Consider the following 17,072-nt stretch of genomic DNA (forward strand, 5'->3'; position numbering starts at 1 on the left):
CACGGCATGAGCCTGGCGCTGGTGCACAGCCGTGCCCGCGCCGGCATCGATGCCCCGGCCGTACGGGTGGAGGTCCACCTGTCCGGCGGCCTGCCGGCGGTGCAGATCGTCGGCCTGCCTGAGGCAGCGGTACGCGAATCGCGTGACCGGGTACGTGCGGCCCTGCTCTGTGCGCGTTTTGAATGGCCACAACGGCGCATCACCATCAACCTGGCACCGGCCGACCTGCCCAAGGAGGGCGGCCGTTTTGACCTGCCCATTGCCCTGGGCATCCTCGCCGCCAGCGGCCAGATCCCGCTCGACTCACTGGACGGCAAGGAGTTTGTGGGTGAGCTGGCCCTGACCGGCGAGCTGCGCCCGGTCGATGCGGTGATCCCGGCCGTGATGGCCGCACACAGCGCCGGCAACACCCTGGTCCTGCCAGCGGCCAATGCCGACGAAGCGGCCCTGGTCAGCCAGGCCAGCACCGCAGTGGCCACCACCCTGCTCCAGGTGTGTGCCGCCCTGCAGGGCCAGCAGCCCTTGCCCGCACCGCAACCCGGCACACCCAGCCCACCGCCCGGGCTGCCTGACATGCGTGATGTGCGTGGCCAGGCCCTGGCCCGGCGGGCGCTGGAGGTCGCTGCCGCCGGTGGCCACCATCTGCTGCTGGTCGGCCCACCCGGCTGCGGCAAGAGCATGCTGGCCGGCCGCCTGCCCGGCCTGCTGCCGGCACTGGAGCAGCAAGCCGCACTGCAGACTGCCGCCATCCACAGCCTGAGCCAGGCCCGCCCGCACACCGCCGGCCACTGGTGCCAGCGGCCGTTCCGTGCCCCGCACCACAGCGCCAGTGCGGTGGCCCTGGTCGGCGGTGGCTCGCACCCACGCCCCGGCGAGATTTCCCTGGCCCACAACGGCGTGCTGTTCCTCGACGAACTGACCCAATGGCAGCGCGCGGTACTGGAGGTACTGCGCGAGCCGCTGGAGACCGGCCAGGTGACCATCGCCCGCGCCGCCCGCAGCACCACCTTCCCCGCACGTTTCCAGCTGGTGGCTGCGATGAACCCCTGCCCCTGTGGCTGGGCCGGCGACAGCAGCGGGCGCTGCCACTGCAGCCACGAGCGCATCGCCCGCTACCTGGGACACCTTTCCGGCCCGCTGCTGGACCGTATCGACCTGCAGGTGCGTGTTGCCCGCCTGCCACTGGAACTGCTTTCCAGCCAGGTCAGCGAAGCCGAAGCCAGCGCCTGCATCGGGCAACGGGTGGCCGCGGCACAGCAGCGGCAATCGCACCGGCAGGGCTGCGTCAACGCGCACCTCGATGCTGCCGGCACCTTCCGCCATTGCCCCTTGGCCAGCCCCGAACAGCACTTGCTGGAACAGGCTGCCGAGCGCCTGCAGCTGTCCATGCGGGCGGTGCAGCGCAGCCTGCGCGTGGCCCGTACGATTGCCGATCTGGAAGGCCATGAGCAGATCCAGCGCGCGGACCTGGCCGAGGCGCTGGGTTACCGGCAAAACGCCACGGCAATACCACGCTGAGCCGCCCGGCGGAAAAACACCGCGGCGCACAGCCCGGTAACACCACCCCGCCGCCCGGCATTCACCGACAGCCAGCCGCCGCAGGCACGTGCACAGTGAACTTGCCGCATGCGGCAACGCCCAGTCATCGTCGGGAGCCATCATGACCAGATCACGGAAGATCTCGCGCGCGTTGCACGCATGCGGCCACAGTCTGGCCCTGCTCGGCCTGCTGCACGCCGGCCAGGCCCGGGCCTCGGGCATGCCGGTGTTCGATGCCAGCAACTGGGCCGAAAGCATCGCCCAGCTCAAGCAACTGCAGGCACAGCTGCAGACGATGAAGCAAATGGCCGAGACCAGTGCACGCGGCCATGCCCAGCACCTGATCGACAAACACGTCTACCGTGGCCGGCGCAGTCTTCGACATGAGCAGACGCTACTGGCCGAGGACCATGCCGTGGACCTGCGCTGCAGCGCTTCGCGCACCCCCTCGCACCTGTTGCGTGATGCCTGTACGCAGTGGGTGACTGCCCAGAACCGCCGCTACAACACCGCCATCCAGCTGCAGCAACAGCTGCAGCAACGTGAGCAGCATTGGCTGGAACTGCTGGAGCAGCGCAGCCAACTGGAAAGTGAGCACAGTGGCCTGCTGCAATCCCACAACAGCCAGATGGCGGCATTCCAGGCGCAATTGCAGATCGACCTGCAATTCAGCCAATCGCTGATCCAGTCCCACAACATCCACGTGGACACCCTGCAGCAGCAGTACGTGCAGCAATTGCGCACCTACTTCCATGGCCAGGCCGCACCGGATCCCTTGGCCCGCCAGGCGCAGCTGCTGCTTTTCCAGGCCAGCCTGCGTCTGGCTGCCGACAAACGCCGCTGAGCCACGCCCATGCACAGCCAATGGTCAGGACAACTGGAAGATGCGCTGTATTTCTCGCTGATCAAGCGCTTCATCGACAGTGAGCTGGAGCAATACGCCAGCAACCTGCTTGATCGCGTTGGCGGGCTGATGGTCAGCGTGGCACTGCCACTGCTGACCCTGTGGATCATTTGGCGCGGCTGGGAAATCATTACCGCGCGCCAACGCGATTCGATGATGGCGCAGGTGGTGGACCTGCTGCGCGTGAGCGTGGTGGTGATGGTGGCCAGCACCGCTGCCCTGCATCACGACTCGTTGTATCGCCTGCTCACCGATGGCATCAGCGACACCGCCGTGAGCCTGGTATCAGGCAAGCCAAGCGGGGCAATCCTGGGCGATATCGACCGGGGCTTTGCCGTGATGGACCTGGCCTATTCGCGGCTGCAGCAGATTGAAACCGGCGATGACACCCAGGCCGGCAACCTGCGCGACAAGAGCAGCGAGCTGGCCAGCCTGGGTGCCGCCAGCCCGGCGGTGGTGGGCAGCGCGATGATGGTGCTCAACCGTTTCATGCTGGCCCTGCTGATCGGCCTGGGTCCGTTCTTCGTGCTCTGTCTGGTGTTCAAACAGGGAGAAAGCCTGTTCCGTGGCTGGCTCAGCGCCTTGGTTGCCTGTCAGGTCTCACTGGCGGTACTGAGCGTGGCCATCAGCCTGGCGATGGACCTGGTGGTGGCCATGGGGGCCACCCTGTGGCTCAGCGATACCCTGCTGGCACCCGGCCTCGGGCTCGATGCCGGCGGCATCTACAACATGGCACGCCTGCAGGCAGCCACCGGGCTGATCCTGAGCACCTTGATTCTGGGCGCGCCACCGGCAGCGGCCGGGCTGTTCCGCAGCGCGCTGGCCAACTTCTCGCCATACAGCCCGTTCAACAAGGGCAGCGAGACGGCCGCGGCCAATCGCGGCAGGAGCCATTGAGCATCAGCATCAGCATCAGCATCAGCATCAGCATCAGCATCAGCATCAGCATCAGCATCAGCATCAGCATCAGCAGGATCGTCATCCTGGCCCGCCCGGCAGGACAAGCAGGCACAGCCATATACGCCAGCCAGTAAGCGGCAAGCAGCCGCCTGCCGGGGAGCAGAAACGCAAAAACCCCCGATTGCTCGAGGGTCTGGCGGAACAACGGACAACAGCCGTTGCATGCATGGCGCGCCCGGAGGGATTCGAACCCCCGACCAATGGCTTCGGAAGCCACTACTCTATCCGGCTGAGCTACGGGCGCATTGTCTGCATGACACCACACATTGGTACGGGACCGGATGCGATGGCGGACGGCGATTGTAGCTGAAATTGCCGACGCTGCGTAACAAGGCGCGGCTTTTTTGCATCACCCACGCATCCCCGGGCCAGTACCAGCCGTGCCGCCCGCTGCAGCCCGCAGCTGCCGCCACCGCGCCCCGCTGGTAACCTTGGACCATGTCTTACGAACGTTATTCCCAACCTGCCGCACCGCGGCCTTCCCGGTTTGCGCTGTACTGGAAACTGATGCGCGCCGACCGACCGATCGGCACCTTGCTGCTGCTCTGGCCCACCTGGTGGGCTTTGTGGCTGGCCGCCGATGGCACCCCGCCACTGTGGACGCTGTTCGTGTTTACCGCCGGGGTCTGGCTGACCCGCTCGGCCGGCTGCGTGATCAACGACTATGCCGACCGCTGGCTGGACCCGCACGTGGAGCGCACCAAGGACCGTCCGTTGGCCAGCGGCGCGCTGCGTGGACGCGATGCGCTGACCCTGTTCGCCGTGTTGATGCTGGCCGCGCTTGCCCTCGTGCTGACCCTGAACTGGCAGACCATCGCGATGAGCGTGGTCGCGGTGTTGCTGGCCGCCTCGTATCCCTACATGAAGCGCTATACCCATCTGCCCCAGGTCTATCTGGGCCTGGCCTTCGGCTGGGGCATCCCGATGGCGTTCACCGCCATCACCGGCACGGTGCCGGCAGTGGGCTGGCTGCTGCTGATCGCCAATGTGCTGTGGTCCACCGCCTATGACACCTGGTATGCGATGGTCGACCGCGAAGATGACCTGAAAGTCGGCTCGCACTCCACTGCCATCCTGTTCGGCGAACTGGACCTGGTCATCCAGGCCATCCTCTACGCCTTGTTCGTGGCCACCCTGGCCATGGTCGGCCAGCAAGCCGGCCTGGCCTGGCTCTACTGGGCCGGGCTGGGCACAGCCTGCGTGCTGATCGGCTGGCAATTCTGGATTGCGCGCAAGCGCGAACGCGGCCCTTGCTTTGCCGCCTTCCTGCACAACAACTGGGTCGGTGCGGCCGTTTTTGCCGGCCTGGCGGCAGCGATCTACCTGCCGGACATCGCCTGATCTCACACGGTACGGGCCGCCACCCAGGCCCGTACCTGGCCTACCCCGGCACGCTGCAGGGCCTTCGCGGCCGCCTCCAGCGTTGCCCCGGTGGTCATCACATCGTCCACCAGGATCACCGAGGCCGGCAGCGTTGCGGCGATGGCAGTAAATGCCCCGCGCAGGTTGCGACGGCGTTGCTCCCTGTCCAGCGCCGACTGCGCGGTGGTGTCCCGACGCCGTTGCAGGCAAGCCCGCACCGGCAGGCCGGTTGCCCGCCCCAGCTGGCAAGCCAGCTCATGGGCCTGGTCATAACCACGCTGGGCCAGTCGCTGGCGATGCAGCGGCACCGGCACCAGCACCTGCCCGGACAACCAGGGCGGCCGGCATTGGCCCATCAACCCGGCCAGTACTGCGCCCGCCGCCAGATCGTTGTCAAACTTGTAGCGGCGCACCAGCACATCAATGGTCGGCCCGTAGCACCAGGCGGCATGGCAGGCCAGCAACGGCCCGGGCCGGCGCTGGCATTGGCCACAAAGCACACCATCGGCCAACGGCAATGGCAAAGCGCATCCCTGGCAGGCCGGCAGGTTGCGGCGCGCTGCCGCATGGCAGGCCGGGCACAGGTCCAGGCCATGGCTACCGGGCTGGGCACAGACCCGGCAACGCAGCGGCAGCAGACAAGCGGCAAGCCAATGGATCCATCCCTGCATCGCGTTCTCCGCCGCCGTCGCCGGACCAGTACTGCCACATCCTGCGCTGTGGTGAGCCGGCGCAGGATCGGGATCTGCCGTCGATCCGGCCTCCCGTGCACCGGACCAAGTGTCGGGAAAGGGTGTCGCCACGGTCGGCAAACGTTACCCTAGCGCCTCATTCGCACCGTACCTGCCGTCTGCCATGAGCCGCCCGAACCTGTCTGAACGCCTGGAACAGCATCCGCTGGCCTGCCTGCCGGTCGAGCCGCTGCAGACCCGCGCCATGCCGGTGCTGGATTTCGCCAGCCCCGATTACCTTGGCCTGGCCAGGCATTTCCAGGTCCTCGGTGCGCTGCAGGACCATGCCGCCCGCCAGGGCATGCAGGCCGGCGAGCACAGCCGTGAGCATGGCCGGCTGGAAGCCGAGCTGGCCCAGTGGCTGGGCTTTGACGCCGCACGCAGTTACCAGAGCCTGGCCCAGGCACGGTTGGCGGTCCAGCAGGCCCTGCTCAGCGAAGAAGAGGATCTGTGCCTGCATGACCACCTCAATGGCCAGTCGCTGATCCAGGCCACCCATCTCACCGGCTGCCGGCTGCGCCATTACCCGCACCGTGATGCCGAGGGTGCGGCCTGGCAGTTGCGCCAGTCGCCGCGCGGCCTGGCCCTGCTGGTCAGCGAAGGCCTGTTCCAGGCCGATGGCCAGCTGGCACCCTTGCGTACGTTGTCCCTGGTGGCCGAACGTCACCAGGCCCACCTGCTGGTGGATGACGTGCACGCCATCGGCGTATGCGGCGAACAGGGCGGCGGCAGTCTGGAGCTGACCGGTCTGCCGGCCAGCGCGGTCACCGCCCTGGTGATCTCGCTGGAACATGCCTTCGGCCTGCAGGGAGCGGTGGTGCTGTCCAGCGCGGCCTTGATCCAGCGCCTGGAACAGGTCGGCGCGATGCACGAACATCCGCGCCCGCCCATCGCCATCGCCGCCGCCGCCCAGGTCGCGGTCAAGCTGGCACGACGCGATGGCTGGCGCCGGCAACGTCTGCAGGAGCTGTCCCAGCACCTGCAGCAGCGCCTGTCCAGCCTGGGCATGCGTGTCCCGCACGCACCCGGCCCCCTGCTGTGCCTGGATGTGCCGGGTGATTCAGGCCAGTGGCAGGCGGCCCTGGCCCGGCGCAGCCTGCGCGTGATCACCTCGCCCTGCGGGCGCGATCCGGCCGAACCGATGACCCGCCTGCGCCTGCAGCTCACCGCCCTGCACGAAACCACCCAGCTGGACCAGCTGGCCGAGTCGATTGCCCGCCTCAACGACAGCACCCGCCTGCGCGTGCCCCTGCTGCAACCTGCAGAGGCCTGAAATGCTGCACATCGATGTACAGGGCCGTGGCCCGGCCCTGGTGTTGCTGCATGGCTGGGGCCTGCATGGCGGCGTGTTTGCCCCGCTGTGCGAGCGCCTGGCCGCGCACTTCACCCTGTACAACGTCGACCTGCCCGGGCATGGCCGCAGCCGCCATGTCCCGGTTCCGGACGATCTGGCCGGCTGGGCCCACGCGGTGCTGGCCGAAGTACCGCCGGCCCTGTGGCTGGGATGGTCGCTGGGGGGGCTGGTTGCCCAGCAGGCCGCCCTGCAGGCAGCAGCGCAGGTACACGGTCTGGTCGCGATGGCCACCAGCCCCTGCTTTGTGCGGCAACCGGATTGGCCCTGGGGTATGGATGCCGGCGTACTGGACGGTTTCAGCGCGCATCTGCAGGCCCACTACAGCGATACGGTGGACCGTTTCCTTGCTCTGGACCTGATCAACCTGCCCGGCGGCCAGCAGGCCGCTGCCAGCCTGCGTGATGCCCTGCTGGCCGTTGGCCATCCCAGCGCCCAAGCCATCACCTGCGGCGGGCAGTTGTTGCGCCATACCGATCTGCGCGGGCAGCTGCCCGGCCTTGCCGTCCCCAGCCTGTGGCTGGCCGGCCAACGTGACCGTCTGGCCGCACCGCCGGCGATGCAGGCGGCAGCAGCCCTGGCCCCCGATGCCCGCTCAATCGCCTTGCCCGGCACAGGCCATGCCCCGTTCCTCGGCGATACTGCCGCGGTGACCCAGGCCATCATCGCGTTCCAGCAGACGCTGGCCTGATTTTTCGTAATCCTGCCGCCCGCCGGCCCCCTGGTTGGATGCCCCATGTCCCTGCTCGACCCCCTGCTGATCCGTCGTCACTTTGGCCAGGCTGCTGCCGGCTTCGATTCGGCCGCCGTGCTGCCACGCGAGGCGGGCAAGCGTCTGTTCGAATCCCTGGATTATCTGGATGACCGCCAGCCGGAGGTGATCGTGGAAGTGGGCTGCGGCACCGGGCACACCGCCGCACTGCTGAAAAAACGCTGGCCCAAGGCCCGGGTCATCGCCATCGATGCGGCCCTGCCGATGCTGCAGCAGGCCAAGGCCCAGGCCGGCTGGTGGAAACCGTTCAACCGCGTGGCCGCCGATGCCGCCCACCTGCCGCTGGCCGAGGCCAGCGTGGACCTGCTGGTCTCCAACCTGTGCCTGCCCTTCGTCAACGACCTGCCCGCCGCGCTGGCCGGCTTCCGTCGCGTGCTCAAGCCCGAAGGGCTGCTGCTGTGCTCCACCTTCGGCAGTGAGACCCTGGGTGAGCTGGACCATGCCTTCGCCCAGGCCGACAGCGCCCCGCACGTGCACCCCTTCGCACCGATTGCCACCTTCGGCGACGCGCTGATGCGCGCCGGCTTCCGCGACCCGGTGATCGACCGCGACCTGTTCACCCTGACCTATGCCGACCTGCCGGCACTGATGGCCGAATTGCGCGCGCTGGGTTACCGCAATGCCCGCGCCGACCGCCGCCGCACCCTCACCGGACGCGGCCGGTTTGCCGCCGCCAGTGCAGCCTACCAGGCACTGCGCACCGCCGACGGGCGTCTGCCCAGCACCTGGGAGGTGCTCTACGCCCAGGCCTGGGCACCGCAGGCCGGCACCCCGATCCGCCAGCAGGGCCAGGACATCGCCGCAGTGCCGATCAGCGCCATCCCGATCCGCCGCAAGCAGCCCTGATCCACAACCCGCGTGCCCGCCCGGGCCAACGGCCCGATCAGTAGACCTGGTCGATCCAGTCTTCCAGGTTGTAGTAATTGCTGACCCGGGTAATGCGACCATCGGCAATGGCGAAGAACGCCCCGCCCGGCAGCTTGTAAGGCTGGCCCGTGGCCGGCGGCAGGCCTTCGTCGGTACTGATGTAGTGGCCGTGGACCACATATTCGGCGGCGCCGCGGCTGCCGTCATCGGTGGCCATCAGCACCACCGGGTCCAGCTGCTCGCGGTAGCAGGTAGCCATGCGCGCCAGGAAGGCGGCAAAGGCCGGGCGGCCGATCTCGCGCACGCCCTGGTTGAGGTCATGGGCCACGTCTTCGGACAGGCAGTCGAGCATGCCGGCCCAGTCAGCGCGGTTGAAGGCATCGTAATAGCGTTGCAGCAGGGCCAGGCTGGCACTGCGGGCGGAGGTATCGGTCATGGCAAATCCCCTCAGGGGTGGGTCTGGACCCAGTGGTTGCGGGCCTGTTCGAACAGGTCGCGGTGGAAGAAATACACTTCCTGGGCAAGAAAACGCCAGCTGCCGCGCAGCGAGCGGAAACGTGTGCTCGGGGTGGCGCTGGCCACTGCATCAATGCCCAGTTCCTTGCTCAGGCGCAGCGCGCGCGCCATGTGCAGCGGGTCGCTGACCAGGATGACCTTGCCGATGCCATTGGCCTGCATCAGCTCGCGCGCGTACAGCAGGTTCTGCCGGGTGCTGCGCGAGTGGGTCTCGATCAGGATCGCCTCGTCGGGAATGTCATGACGCAGGGCGTAGCGGCGGGCCACTTCAGACTCGGCAAAGCGCGCCCCACTGCCTCCAAAGCCACCGGTGAAGATCAGCCGCGGCGCCAGGCCACGCTGGTACAGGGACAGGCCATGCCGGATGCGCTCCTCGAACACCGGCGAAGGGCGCGCGTCATAGGCCGCTGCGCCGAGCACGATGATCGCGTCGGCCGGTTCGGCCTGGTCATCATGGCCCACCCAGACCACCCACGCACCGACCCCAACCAGCCACAGCAGCAGCAGCAACAGCACGCGCCAACTCCAGCCCCACAGCCCGCGTTGGCGCTTTTTCATGCCGCTGCCCCCGACAGTGACACCTGCACCTGCCAGCCGCAGCATGGGCATGCCGTACACCGGCAGAGGAAAAATGCGATGGGGGCAGGCAATGGCCGGATCATCTGCCAAGATTAGCCCAGCCTTCACATGACTGCGACTGGCACGAAGCCAAACCCCGGCCAACCGGCACCAACGGGTTAAGTGGCGATTCAATGCAACGAACCGATGCTGCAGGCTGCAACCATCCCACAGGGGGAACGGTAATGATCAAGCGTTTGGCAATTGGCGCCGCGGCACTGCTGGCGTTGTCAGGCTGCACCACCTATGACTATGTCGGTGGCGGCAGCGGCTACTACCACGGCAACGGTGGCGGCACCCGCGTGTATGGCGGCAGCTCGTATGGCTATGGCGATTACGGCTATGGCCCGTACAACGACTATGGCTACTACGGCAACAACGGCTATTCGATCTACCGGCCTACCGTGGTGCGTCCGGTGATCGTCAAGCCGCAGCATCCAGGCAACCGCCCGGACAACCGTCCGCGCCCGCCGCAGCATCAGGGCCAGCGCCCGCCCAAGCCGGGTATGGGTGGGCCGCGTCCGCCGCAGGTGCAGCCAGGCCAGGGCAACCGCCCGTACCCCGGCAACGGCCAGCGCCCTCCGCAGCGCCCGCCCATCGGCACTGGCAACAACGGTCACCGACCGAACCCAGGCACCGGCCAGCGCCCGCCCCAGCAGCGTCCTCCACAACAGCGACCGCCTCAGCAGGCACGCCCGCCGCGCAACGAGTCTTCCAATGGCTCGCCCTGGCGCAACATGGACCAGCTGCAGCGTCCGCGCCGCGATGCGGCTCCACGTGAGCGCCGTCAGGAGCCCTGAGCCCCGCTGACAAGCGAACTGGGATTTGCCTCACAGAAACACAACAAAAAGTGACGCAGTGCTTGCCCCAGGCCATCGATAACGGCTATCAATAGCGAAAGGTGACCAAACGCGTCGGTTTATGACGCACAAGCACCCCCCGCTTTTATGTCGACTTCCGGCGGATTCACTGGATCCCCCCTGTTCCGGCCCTGCCGGATGTCGGCGCCTACACCACGACCCGCCTGCCCGGCGGGTCGTTTTTTTGCCTGCCTGGGCGGGCTCCGGGCACAAAAAAGGCCAGCGGCATGATCCATGCCGCTGGCCCTGGGCTTCCCCCTGCTGCACCGTGCCGGTCCCTGTTCCAAACCCGGCAACGCCCGCAACCGGGCGCTGGTCAGCTGGGGTGCTGGCAACAATGCAGCATGAAGCATGCCAACTGCGGCGCACTGAGCACGGCCGGCTGGCGCTAAAATGCGCGGTCCCCTGCCCTGGCTGCACGCCCATGCACGATTCCTTCTTCCACTATGACGTCATCGTGATCGGCGGTGGCCACGCCGGTACCGAGGCCGCCCTGGCATCGGCACGCGCCGGCGTGCGCACCCTGCTGCTCAGCCACAACGTGGAAACCATCGGTGCGATGAGCTGCAACCCGGCCATCGGCGGTATCGGCAAGGGCCACCTGGTCAAGGAAATCGACGCCTTGGGCGGTGCGATGGCCAAGGCCGCCGACCACGCCGGCATCCAGTGGCGCACCTTGAATGCTTCCAAGGGCCCGGCCGTGCGCGCCACCCGCTGCCAGGCCGACCGCAACCTGTACCGCATGGCCATCCGCGGCATGGTCGAATCGCAGGAAAACCTGACCGTGTTCCAGGCCGCCGTGGATGACCTGATCATCGACGGCGATGCGGTGCGCGGCGCCATCACCCAGACCGGGCTGAGCTTCCACGCTAGCGCCGTGGTGCTCACCGCCGGCACCTTCCTGGCCGGCAAGATCCACATAGGCCCGACCCAGTACACCGCCGGGCGCATGGGCGACCCGCCGGCCACCACCCTGGCCGCGCGCCTGCGCGAGCGTCCGTTTGCGATCGACCGCCTGAAGACCGGCACCCCGCCGCGCATCGACGGCCGCTCGCTCGACTATGCGGTGATGGAAGAGCAGCCCGGCGATACGCCGCGCCCGGTGATGTCCTACCTGGGCTCCACGGCCGACCACCCGCGCCAGGTCAGCTGCTGGATCACCCACACCAGCCAGCAGACCCACGACATCATCCGCGGCTCGCTGGACCGCTCGCCCCTGTATTCGGGCCAGATCGAAGGCATTGGCCCGCGTTACTGCCCGTCCATCGAAGACAAGGTGGTGCGCTTTGCCGAGAAGGACAGCCACCAGATCTTCGTCGAGCCCGAAGGCCTGGACGTGGTGGAGATCTACCCCAACGGCATTTCCACCTCGCTGCCGTTTGATGTGCAGCTGGCCCTGGTGCGTTCGATCCGCGGCATGGAAAACGCCCACATCACCCGCCCCGGCTATGCCATCGAATACGACTTCTTCGACCCGCGTGGCCTCAAGCACACACTGGAAACCAAGCTGGTGTCCGGCCTGTTCTTTGCCGGCCAGATCAACGGCACCACCGGTTACGAAGAGGCCGGCGCGCAGGGCCTGCTGGCCGGCCTGAATGCCGCCCGCCATACCCGTGGCCTGGAAGGCTGGTACCCGCGCCGCGACCAGGCCTACCTGGGCGTGCTGGTGGATGACCTGATCACCCACGGCACCAGCGAGCCATACCGGATGTTCACCAGCCGCGCCGAATACCGCCTGCAGCTGCGCGAGGACAATGCCGACGTGCGCCTGACCCCGGCCGGGCGCGAGCTGGGCATCGTTGATGACACCCGCTGGAAGGCGTTCTCCGCCAAGCAGGACGCGGTGGCGGCCGAGACCGAGCGCCTGCGCGGGCTGTGGGCCACCCCGGCCAATGCCCTGGGCCGCGAGGTGGTGGACACCCTGGGCGTGACCATCAGCCGCGAAACCAATGTGCTGGACCTGATCAAGCGCCCGGAGCTGGACTACGCCAGGCTGATGACCGTGCCCACCCTGGGCCCGGGCGTTGACGATGGCAAGGTCGCCGAGCAGGTGGAGATCAGCGTCAAGTACGCCGGCTACCTGGACCGCCAGCGCGAGGAAATCGAGCGCCAGCAGCGTCACGAAAACACGCCGATCCCGGACGGCTTCGACTACGCCAACGTGCGTGGCCTGTCGGCCGAAGTGCTGCAGAAGCTGGTCAAGGTGGCACCGTCCAGCATTGGCCAGGCCCAGCGCATCCCCGGCGTCACCCCGGCCGCAATCTCCCTGCTGCTGGTGCACCTGGAGCGCGCACGGCGCGGCAAGCAGGTCGCCTGATCGCCTGCCGGCCGCACTGAAACAACAAGTCCGCTCGATGCGGGCTTTTTGTTGAACGTGGCGCGGGATTGTCAGCCCCGCATTGGCATCACGCGTCGCGCTGCCTCGGCACCGGCGCCGACCACAGCAGCAGGACCAGGCCGGTGATCAGGAACAGGGCGATGCCGGAAAGCAGGAACGGGTCGATCCACCACTTCTGGGCGAAGGCGAATTCGCCGGCGCTGATCTTGCTCCAGCCGCCGAAGTGCTGGCGGCTGGCCACCTGGGCGCCGAACACGGCCAACACCGTGGCCAGCCAGCGCACGGCCCAGTGGCCCAGTGCCGTGACCGGGAGCAACAGCAGCAGGCCCAGCAGGCCGATCACGGTGCGCTGCGAGCGGCAGTACGGGCAGGTGTAGACCACCCCGGCCAGGTCCACCGCCCAGGTAAGCACGCTGATGACGATGGCAGCCAGGGCGATCCAGCGCAGGTGGCGGTGCAGGGTTTGCAGGGTGGGCATGGGGTCTCCGGAGGCGGTGGATGCACAGGGTCGATGCCATGGGCGGCTGCCCGTGGCCTGGCCAGATCATGCCCTCGCCCGCCATGCATTGACCAGCGCAAAAGGTCACATCCGGCCTGGACAGTGCCCCTCGGGGCACCCGGTCAAGGCGGGCTGCGCACCGCTGCCGGCATGCGCTCACCTGCCAGCGGATGCCGTGACAGCGCCACTGCCGGCGCCGACACAGCGCTCAACGCCGGCGTGAGGCCCGCCAGCCATCGGCGGCGAAGATCAGCAGCGCTGCCCAGATGCAGGCAAAGCCGACCAGGCGGTCCGGCCCGAACGGCTCGCGGAAGAACAGCACCCCGCACAGGAACTGCAGGGTCGGGCCGATGTACTGCAGCAGGCCCACGGTGGACAGCGGCACCCGCTGCACCCCGTAGGTGAAGGCAATCAACGGGATCGCACTGACCGCGCCGGCCAGCACCAGCAGACTCATCACGCCTACGCCCCAGTCACCGGCCAGGAAGCTGCCACCGTGACCGGCTTCGGCCCACAGCAGCCAGCCCAGTGCCGGCAACAGCAGGAACAGGCTTTCCACGCCGATGCCGGCCACCGGCTCGACCTTGACCAGCTTGCGCAGCAGGCCATAGAAGCCGAAGGTCAACGACAGGCCGATGGCAATCCACGGCGCACGCCCGGCCTGCCAGGTCAGCCACAGCACACCGATCGCGGCGATCGCCACCGCCAGCCACTGCAGCCGGCGCAGGCGCTCGCCCAGCACCAGCACCCCCAGCAGCACACTCAGCAACGGGTTGATGAAATAGCCCAGGCTGGTTTCCACCACATGGCCGGCGTTGACCGCCCAGATGTACAGGCTCCAGTTGGCACCGATCAGCACACTGGCCGCGCCCAGCAGCCAGAACGTGCGCGGGCTGGCCAGGATCGTACGCAACCAGCCCAGGCCATCACGCACGCACAGCAGCAGGCACAGCAGCACCGCACTCCAGACGATGCGGTGGGCAATGATCTGGTCCGACGGCACCGCCTTGAGCAGGTGCCAGTACAGCGGGAACAGGCCCCAGATGACGAAGGCCAGGGCCGCCGCGGCCAGGCCCTTGCGGGTTTGATCGTTGGTGTTCATCGCTTGCTCCGCTGGGCCAGGGTGATCACCACCACGCCGGCCAGGATCACCGCCATCGCCCCGAATTCACTGGCCGAGAAGCGCTCGCCGGCCACCCAGCTGCCCAGCGCAACGGCAATCACCGGGTTGACGTATGCATAGCTGCCGGCCAGCACCGGGCGCACGTTGTGCAGCAACCAGACATAGGCGGTGAAGGCGATCACCGAGCCGAACAGGCACAGGTAGGACACCGCCAGCACCCCGGCCAGCGGTGGCGGCGTGTTCCAGCGCTCACCGCTGACAAAGCCGATGGCCATCAGCAGCACCCCGCCGCACAGCATCTGCCCGGCCGCGGTCATGAACGGCGGCGGCAGGTTGCGCCCGCGCGACCAGATCGAACCGAAGGCCCAACCCAGCGGCGCCACCAGCAACAGGGCCAGGGCCAACGGCGAGCCGGTCAGGCTGGAACCGGCGTTGAGCCAGACGATGCCGGCAAAGCCGATGCCGATGCCCAGCCATTCCAGCCGGCCCACGCGCTGGCCACGGATCACGGTGAAAAGGGCCATCCACAGTGGCACCGAGGCCACCGCCACCGCGGCCAGGCCGGAGGACACATCACGCTGGGCCAGCACCACCATGCCGTTGCCCAGCAACAGCAGGCACACGCCCATCACCAGCATGTTGCGCCACTGCACCAGGCTGGGATTGGGCATCCCGCGCCAGCGCAGGAAGGCATACAGGATGCTGCCGGCCATGACGAAGCGGCTGCCGGAAATCATGCTCAGCGGCTGCATGCCGGCTTCCAGGGCCAGGCGGATGCCCAGAAAGGTCGAGCCCCAGACCACATAGACCAGAAACAGGGCCAGGACGACAAAACCGCCCTTGGGGGCGGTGGGTGAAAGCGTGGATGCGGACATCAATACAACTCAGCTGGACACGGCCAGGGCCGCAGGGCTGTCGCTTTGGCGGCAGGAGGAAGGATCAGGGCGAACGCTGGTCGTTGCTGGCCTGGCGGGTAGCCGCAAACTCGGACTCGGCCTGCCACTGCGGCCAGTGCCGGCTGTTGGCCAGGCGCTGGGCCAGGTCGTAGACCAGCAGGGTATCGGCGGCCAGGCCGGCAGGGTTCCAGCTGGCATCCCAGCCATCGCAGGCCTGGTGGTAGCAGTTGGCGAAGTAGGCCTGACGGCGCTGGCGCCCGGCCTCGATGCCGCCGTCCAGTGCATCCAGGCCGGCACCGATGGTGATGGCCGGCACGCCGAGGCGGGCGAAGGCGAAATGGTCGGCGCGGTAGAAGAAACCAGCTTCCAGATCCGGATCCGGGCTGTAGTAACGCCCGCGTGCCTTGGCCGCTTCGGCCAGGTCCGCCTCCAGCGATACCCGGCCACGGCCCCAGCTGGCGATATCAGCGCTGGCGCCGTCCGGGCTGAACATCTCGATGTTGAGCACGGCGGCCAACTTGGCCAGGGCCACCGGTGGATGGGTGGCGAAGTAGTTGGCGCCGAGCAGGCCCTTTTCCTCGGCGGTGAAGCCGACAAAGTACAGGCTGCGCTGCGGCACCGGGCCGGCAGCAAACACCCGTGCCAGCTCCAGCACCGCGGCCACGCCGGTGGCGTTGTCCACCGCGCCGGGGCGGATGGTGCGGCCCTGGGCGTCTGCCTGGCCAATGCCGTAGCTGTCCCAGTGGGCGGAGATCACCACGGCCTCGTCGGCATGGCTGCTGCCGCGCAGACGGGCAACCACGTTGCGGCTTTGCACCGGCTCCTGCACCAGCTGCAGCCGCGCCGACAGGCCGACCCCGGCCAGCGCCACCGGCTGGAAGTCCGCCTGCATGGCCTGGCGCGACAGCGCCTGGAAATCCTGCCCGGCGGCGGCAAACAGCTCCTGCGCCAGTTCCGGGGTGATCCAGCCACGCAGGGGCGTATGGGCCGCCATGGCCTCGGCATGCGGGCGCTGGATGTCAAACAACGGCGAGGTGCCCGAGGCACGCACCGTCGCCCACGGGTAAGCGGCCGCCGCGGTGTCGTGCACGATCAGCACGCCGGCGGCACCGCGCCGCGCCGCTTCTTCGTACTTGTAGGTCCAGCGGCCGTAGTAGGTCACCGCACGGCCATCAAAGGCCCCGGGCTGCTCGGCATGGAAGTCGGCATCGTTGATCAGCACCAGGGCGATCTTGCCGCGCAGGTCCTGCTGCTTGTAATCGTTCCAGCCACGTTCCGGCGCATCGATGCCGTGGCCGACGAACACCAGCGGCAGGTTGTCCAGCACGATCTCGGCCTGCGGCTGCAGGCTCTGCAGGGTGATGTCCTGGCCATTGACCAGGGCGCGGGTCTGCGCACCGATGTGCAGCTGCGCGGTCGGCGTGCCGCGGGTGCTGGCACGTACCAGCGGCACCTGCTGGACCCAGCCACCGTCATCGCCACCCGGCTCCAGCCCGGCCGCGCTGAACTGCTCGATCAGGTAATCCACCGTGCGCTGCTCACCGGCCGTGGCCGGGGCGCGGCCTTCGAACGCATCGGAGGCCAGCACCTGCACATGCCGGTTCAGTGCCTGCGGGTCGATACCGCCACCGGGCAGGTCATTGGCGGCCTGGGCCAGCCCTCCGACAAACAGGCAGGAGGACAGCAAAACGATGTGCATCGGGTTCACAACGGGCACCGGCTGGCAGGGCAACAAG

17 protein-coding genes and 1 tRNA gene are annotated in these 17,072 nt (G+C 67.9%); 9 read left to right on the plus strand and 9 right to left on the minus strand.

Annotation, left to right across the window (positions count from 1 at the left end):
• The first annotated feature begins 6 nt into the window (after window positions 1–6).
• The 3 genes from ABB30_RS05880 to ABB30_RS05890 all read left to right on the plus strand — a co-directional run bounded on the left by ABB30_RS05880 (window position 7) and on the right by ABB30_RS05890 (window position 3,340).
• Entirely contained in the window at window positions 7–1,518 is a 1,512-nt protein-coding gene (locus tag ABB30_RS05880; protein WP_057637386.1) for a YifB family Mg chelatase-like AAA ATPase, read from the plus strand.
• Between the two features lie 142 nt (window positions 1,519–1,660).
• Window positions 1,661–2,383 carry a hypothetical protein gene (locus ABB30_RS05885; protein WP_152980599.1) on the plus strand — a complete coding sequence of 241 codons (723 nt, stop codon included), beginning with the start codon at window positions 1,661–1,663 and terminating at the stop codon, window positions 2,381–2,383.
• A gap of 9 nt (window positions 2,384–2,392) precedes the next feature.
• Window positions 2,393–3,340: a TrbL/VirB6 family protein gene (locus tag ABB30_RS05890; RefSeq protein ID WP_057637388.1), complete on the plus strand. Its 948-nt coding sequence runs from the start codon at window positions 2,393–2,395 to the stop codon at window positions 3,338–3,340.
• Here the strand turns inward: ABB30_RS05890 and ABB30_RS16590 are convergent.
• Both ABB30_RS16590 and ABB30_RS05895 read right to left on the minus strand, forming a co-directional pair.
• Complete coding sequence (locus tag ABB30_RS16590; RefSeq protein WP_162531802.1) at window positions 3,291–3,548, minus strand: hypothetical protein; 258 nt, start codon at window positions 3,546–3,548, stop codon at window positions 3,291–3,293. The genes ABB30_RS05890 and ABB30_RS16590 overlap by 50 nt on opposite strands.
• A 22-nt stretch (window positions 3,549–3,570) precedes the next feature.
• Window positions 3,571–3,647: transfer RNA gene (locus ABB30_RS05895), tRNA-Arg, on the minus strand.
• 194 nt (window positions 3,648–3,841) lie between these two features.
• Here ABB30_RS05895 and ubiA point away from each other — a divergent pair.
• Entirely contained in the window at window positions 3,842–4,744 is a 903-nt protein-coding gene (gene ubiA, locus ABB30_RS05900; protein ID WP_057637389.1) for a 4-hydroxybenzoate octaprenyltransferase, read from the plus strand.
• A gap of 2 nt (window positions 4,745–4,746) precedes the next feature.
• Here ubiA and ABB30_RS05905 read toward each other — a convergent pair whose 3' ends face one another.
• On the minus strand, window positions 4,747–5,436 hold the full coding sequence (locus ABB30_RS05905; RefSeq protein ID WP_211263461.1) for a ComFC family protein: 690 nt from the start codon (window positions 5,434–5,436) through the stop codon (window positions 4,747–4,749).
• Window positions 5,437–5,620: 184 nt separating this feature from the next.
• Between ABB30_RS05905 and ABB30_RS05910 the strand changes: the two genes are divergently transcribed.
• Genes ABB30_RS05910 through bioC form a run of 3 tightly spaced genes read left to right on the plus strand, consistent with a single transcriptional unit; the run spans window position 5,621 to window position 8,465 of the window.
• Window positions 5,621–6,769: an aminotransferase class I/II-fold pyridoxal phosphate-dependent enzyme gene (locus ABB30_RS05910; RefSeq protein ID WP_057637390.1), complete on the plus strand. Its 1,149-nt coding sequence runs from the start codon at window positions 5,621–5,623 to the stop codon at window positions 6,767–6,769.
• A gap of 4 nt (window positions 6,770–6,773) precedes the next feature.
• Complete coding sequence (gene bioH / locus ABB30_RS05915; RefSeq protein ID WP_057637464.1) at window positions 6,774–7,538, plus strand: pimeloyl-ACP methyl ester esterase BioH; 765 nt, start codon at window positions 6,774–6,776, stop codon at window positions 7,536–7,538.
• A gap of 45 nt (window positions 7,539–7,583) precedes the next feature.
• Window positions 7,584–8,465, plus strand: a complete 882-nt coding sequence (bioC, locus tag ABB30_RS05920; protein ID WP_057637391.1) for a malonyl-ACP O-methyltransferase BioC — start codon at window positions 7,584–7,586, stop codon at window positions 8,463–8,465.
• A 37-nt stretch (window positions 8,466–8,502) separates the two neighbouring features.
• Here bioC and ABB30_RS05925 read toward each other — a convergent pair whose 3' ends face one another.
• Both ABB30_RS05925 and ABB30_RS05930 read right to left on the minus strand, forming a co-directional pair.
• On the minus strand, window positions 8,503–8,922 hold the full coding sequence (locus ABB30_RS05925; protein WP_057637392.1) for a ketosteroid isomerase-related protein: 420 nt from the start codon (window positions 8,920–8,922) through the stop codon (window positions 8,503–8,505).
• 11 nt (window positions 8,923–8,933) lie between these two features.
• Entirely contained in the window at window positions 8,934–9,560 is a 627-nt protein-coding gene (locus tag ABB30_RS05930) for a YdcF family protein (RefSeq protein ID WP_083489727.1), read from the minus strand.
• A gap of 245 nt (window positions 9,561–9,805) precedes the next feature.
• Here ABB30_RS05930 and ABB30_RS05935 point away from each other — a divergent pair, with 245 nt between their 5' ends.
• The gene (locus ABB30_RS05935) at window positions 9,806–10,420 is read left to right on the plus strand and encodes a hypothetical protein (RefSeq protein ID WP_057637394.1); all 615 of its coding nucleotides are present in this window, start codon (window positions 9,806–9,808) and stop codon (window positions 10,418–10,420) included.
• A 484-nt stretch (window positions 10,421–10,904) separates the two neighbouring features.
• Window positions 10,905–12,797, plus strand: a complete 1,893-nt coding sequence (mnmG, locus tag ABB30_RS05940; RefSeq protein ID WP_057637395.1) for a tRNA uridine-5-carboxymethylaminomethyl(34) synthesis enzyme MnmG — start codon at window positions 10,905–10,907, stop codon at window positions 12,795–12,797.
• An 88-nt stretch (window positions 12,798–12,885) separates the two neighbouring features.
• Here mnmG and ABB30_RS05945 read toward each other — a convergent pair whose 3' ends face one another.
• From ABB30_RS05945 to ABB30_RS05960, 4 genes are all read right to left on the minus strand, one after another.
• The gene (locus ABB30_RS05945) at window positions 12,886–13,296 is read right to left on the minus strand and encodes a hypothetical protein (protein ID WP_057637396.1); all 411 of its coding nucleotides are present in this window, start codon (window positions 13,294–13,296) and stop codon (window positions 12,886–12,888) included.
• A 229-nt stretch (window positions 13,297–13,525) separates the two neighbouring features.
• Entirely contained in the window at window positions 13,526–14,419 is an 894-nt protein-coding gene (gene rarD, locus ABB30_RS05950) for an EamA family transporter RarD (protein ID WP_057637397.1), read from the minus strand.
• Window positions 14,416–15,315, minus strand: a complete 900-nt coding sequence (yedA, locus tag ABB30_RS05955; protein WP_057637398.1) for a drug/metabolite exporter YedA — start codon at window positions 15,313–15,315, stop codon at window positions 14,416–14,418. The genes rarD and yedA overlap by 4 nt, the downstream gene beginning before the upstream one ends.
• A 64-nt stretch (window positions 15,316–15,379) precedes the next feature.
• Window positions 15,380–17,035: a M28 family metallopeptidase gene (locus ABB30_RS05960; protein ID WP_057637399.1), complete on the minus strand. Its 1,656-nt coding sequence runs from the start codon at window positions 17,033–17,035 to the stop codon at window positions 15,380–15,382.
• Window positions 17,036–17,072: the final 37 nt, after the last annotated feature.

This window comes from Stenotrophomonas ginsengisoli (assembly GCF_001431485.1).
Taxonomy (GTDB): Bacteria; Pseudomonadota; Gammaproteobacteria; order Xanthomonadales; family Xanthomonadaceae; genus Stenotrophomonas; species Stenotrophomonas ginsengisoli.

Coding starts and splice junctions, on each gene's coding strand:
- ABB30_RS05880 (WP_057637386.1), top strand. CDS start 7: ATGAGCCTGGCGCTGGTGCACAGCCGTGCCCGCGCCGGCATCGATGCC.
- ABB30_RS05885 (WP_152980599.1), top strand. CDS start 1,661: ATGACCAGATCACGGAAGATCTCGCGCGCGTTGCACGCATGCGGCCAC.
- ABB30_RS05890 (WP_057637388.1), top strand. CDS start 2,393: ATGCACAGCCAATGGTCAGGACAACTGGAAGATGCGCTGTATTTCTCG.
- ubiA (WP_057637389.1), top strand. CDS start 3,842: ATGTCTTACGAACGTTATTCCCAACCTGCCGCACCGCGGCCTTCCCGG.
- ABB30_RS05905 (WP_211263461.1), bottom strand. CDS start 5,436: ATGCAGGGATGGATCCATTGGCTTGCCGCTTGTCTGCTGCCGCTGCGT.
- ABB30_RS05910 (WP_057637390.1), top strand. CDS start 5,621: ATGAGCCGCCCGAACCTGTCTGAACGCCTGGAACAGCATCCGCTGGCC.
- bioC (WP_057637391.1), top strand. CDS start 7,584: ATGTCCCTGCTCGACCCCCTGCTGATCCGTCGTCACTTTGGCCAGGCT.
- ABB30_RS05925 (WP_057637392.1), bottom strand. CDS start 8,922: ATGACCGATACCTCCGCCCGCAGTGCCAGCCTGGCCCTGCTGCAACGC.
- ABB30_RS05930 (WP_083489727.1), bottom strand. CDS start 9,560: ATGAAAAAGCGCCAACGCGGGCTGTGGGGCTGGAGTTGGCGCGTGCTG.
- ABB30_RS05935 (WP_057637394.1), top strand. CDS start 9,806: ATGATCAAGCGTTTGGCAATTGGCGCCGCGGCACTGCTGGCGTTGTCA.
- mnmG (WP_057637395.1), top strand. CDS start 10,905: ATGCACGATTCCTTCTTCCACTATGACGTCATCGTGATCGGCGGTGGC.
- ABB30_RS05945 (WP_057637396.1), bottom strand. CDS start 13,296: ATGCCCACCCTGCAAACCCTGCACCGCCACCTGCGCTGGATCGCCCTG.
- rarD (WP_057637397.1), bottom strand. CDS start 14,419: ATGAACACCAACGATCAAACCCGCAAGGGCCTGGCCGCGGCGGCCCTG.
- yedA (WP_057637398.1), bottom strand. CDS start 15,315: ATGTCCGCATCCACGCTTTCACCCACCGCCCCCAAGGGCGGTTTTGTC.
- ABB30_RS05960 (WP_057637399.1), bottom strand. CDS start 17,035: ATGCACATCGTTTTGCTGTCCTCCTGCCTGTTTGTCGGAGGGCTGGCC.